Origin of the sequence: Methanosarcina spelaei (assembly GCF_002287235.1) — an archaeon.
Classification (GTDB): domain Archaea; phylum Halobacteriota; class Methanosarcinia; order Methanosarcinales; family Methanosarcinaceae; genus Methanosarcina; species Methanosarcina spelaei.
The window spans coordinates 1-2,337 of sequence record NZ_LMVP01000219.1; the positions used below are offsets into that span (position 1 = coordinate 1).

Below are 2,337 nucleotides of genomic sequence, written 5' to 3' on the forward strand. Positions count from 1 at the left end.
TGGCGCGGACATACCCCGTTGCTTGCAGCGGGGTGCGCCAGCGCAACTTTGATTTAAGGTTTAGCTTGCCTGATTCTGCCTCCTGGGGTGATAAACACTCGGAGTATAAAAATATGAAAATTGGTAAAAGAGTTTGGATAGGAATACTGTTATTAAATATATCTTTGGTGAGTATTGCTCTTCCAGCATCAGCATATGTATATAATGGATATTACTGGCACTCAGGATATGCTCAAATAAGCAAGGCTTCTACGATTCCAAGTAGTTGGGCAACTTCTTTAAATAATGGAGCAAATGTATGGACTAATGCTGGTGCAGATTTTCACTTTTCTTGGCTAACATCAAGCACAAGCCGACTGTACTACTCATCACTTGGAGTAGATGGAGCTCCAGCATCAACTATTGAAACATCTAGGGGGACTTCACTGACAAAATGTAAAACTTATTTTAATAGTGATACGCCGTGGTCTACTTCAGGAGAAAGTAATAAGATTGACGTGCAGAGTGTTGCTGCTCATGAATTTGGACACTGGTTGAGTTTAAACCATTCTACAAATCCTGATGCAACAATGTATGCGTATGTATATCGTGGTGACATAAAGATGAGAGATCTTCATTCAGACGATATAGCCGGCATTCGTTCTATTTATCCTTGAAAGGTGATGACTCATGACAATTCGAAATGGTGGAAAATACGGGATTTTGTTTTGGGTTCTTTCTATAGTGGTGTTCATTTGTATTCGGTTAAGGATTTTGAGCTGCTGATCTCGATTTCGACGGAAAAACTCAAACCCAAATGTTTAGTGTTTAAATTGAAATCGATATCAGATTCCAGTTTTGCATTTGATGAATAATTTAATAAATTTTATGAAAATCAATGCAATTGATAACGATTTTTCCTTAACCGATGACCAATGTAGTGGTGTTAAGCTGTTTAGCATTATCTGAGTTCTCACATGATGGTATTAAACTAGAAAAATAATATTGATGAGCCTTTAACTGGAAGCATGAGTTCAATACTTGAAAAGTACACCTATGAGGATTTAAGTAACAAATCTGATACTATAGTCATAGGCACAGTTATGGAGACACTTCCAAGTAGATGGAACTCTATCGATGGAACAAAATCTGATACAATAGATGAGTTCACTTTGGATAACCTAATTTACACTGATATCAAAATAAGTGTGGATAGTTATGTTAAAAACCCATTATCATCCAAAGAGATTATTGTAAGAGTGGTTGGTGGAAAGGTAGGAAAAGATAGATTTGTATCAGAAGATGAACCAAGCTTCAAATCTGGTGAAAGGGTTTTACTTTATCTACACGAGGACGATAATCCGGCTACAAAGGATACTAGCCCTGACCATTTTGTAGTTACAGGATATATGCAAGGGAAATTCACGTTAACCGGTGATGGTAAAGCTGTGGGATGTGATGAAACTATTAGCCAGGACAAGTTATTGAGTACAATTGAAAAATAATCTAACTATTCAAGTAGCCTTTGAAGGCTACACAATTTTTTAGAGATTAATAGGTTGAATATAAATTAATTTTTTATCTATTATTTAATCATGGAATAGTAACAGGAGATTATTATGAAAGAGTTGAACTTATTCCCCATATTACTATTATGTTTCTTGCTTCTTCTAGCTCCAAATCTTACAAAAGCCATACTGGAAGGTGAAGTTGCCGAAATTCCATACCAAATAAACCACTCTGACCGCATAGTCATTGGTACAGTAAGTGAGATTAATACTTCTGATGATTACACAATTGCTGTAATTACAATAGATGAATGGCTCTATAACTCTCTGCCTGTAAAGAAAACGTACATGAAATTCTTCGAATAACATGCACAAATCAATGAAAATACTCTACGCCCTCTTTTTTGACTATTAAGCCCTTATTACCTTGGGCAGTAAGGTTGTCCTTATTTTGGTTTTTCAAAACCGTCAGAAAACTAATCAGTGAATTGCCATCGAAGGCTCAAATGTGACTTTGATCACGGATGCTAAATTGGCCTTTTAGGCAATTCGACTGCCCAAATAAATTGGGTGATGTTATATGATTGAAGTCATAAACAAAGCTTGTGGTCTAGACATTCACAAAATCTTTTTCATTGCTACAATTCTCAGTAGATCTGGCGAAAAACAACAGCAACGTTTCAACAGAGATGACGAAGGAATTTTAGCCCTTAAAAATTGGGTAATATCCGAAAAATGTAATGTTGTTGCATGTGAGTCAACAAGTGATTTCTGGGTTCCCATCCATGATTCTTTGATAAAGCATCTACCTGTAATAGTTGGAAATGCTCGAGATATGAAGGTATTTACC

3 protein-coding genes and 1 pseudogene are annotated in these 2,337 nt (G+C 36.2%); all 4 read left to right on the forward strand.

Annotated features, from left to right (window positions below):
* Nucleotides 1-656, forward strand: a 656-nt coding sequence (locus ASJ81_RS11235) for a matrixin family metalloprotease (RefSeq protein WP_212556067.1), incomplete at its 5' end; no start/stop codon positions are given.
* A 351-nt stretch (nucleotides 657-1,007) separates the two neighbouring features.
* Nucleotides 1,008-1,484, forward strand: a complete 477-nt coding sequence (locus tag ASJ81_RS11240; RefSeq protein ID WP_095644524.1) for a hypothetical protein — start codon at nucleotides 1,008-1,010, stop codon at nucleotides 1,482-1,484.
* A 114-nt stretch (nucleotides 1,485-1,598) separates the two neighbouring features.
* Entirely contained in the window at nucleotides 1,599-1,853 is a 255-nt protein-coding gene (locus ASJ81_RS11245) for a hypothetical protein (RefSeq protein ID WP_095644525.1), read from the forward strand.
* A gap of 214 nt (nucleotides 1,854-2,067) precedes the next feature.
* Nucleotides 2,068-2,337, forward strand: a pseudogene (locus tag ASJ81_RS11250) (IS110 family transposase); the annotation flags it as partial.

Excerpts from the sequence above, each read along its gene's own strand:
- ASJ81_RS11240 (WP_095644524.1), top strand. The coding sequence starts at position 1,008 with ATGAGTTCAATACTTGAAAAGTACACCTATGAGGATTTAAGTAACAAA.
- ASJ81_RS11245 (WP_095644525.1), top strand. The coding sequence starts at position 1,599 with ATGAAAGAGTTGAACTTATTCCCCATATTACTATTATGTTTCTTGCTT.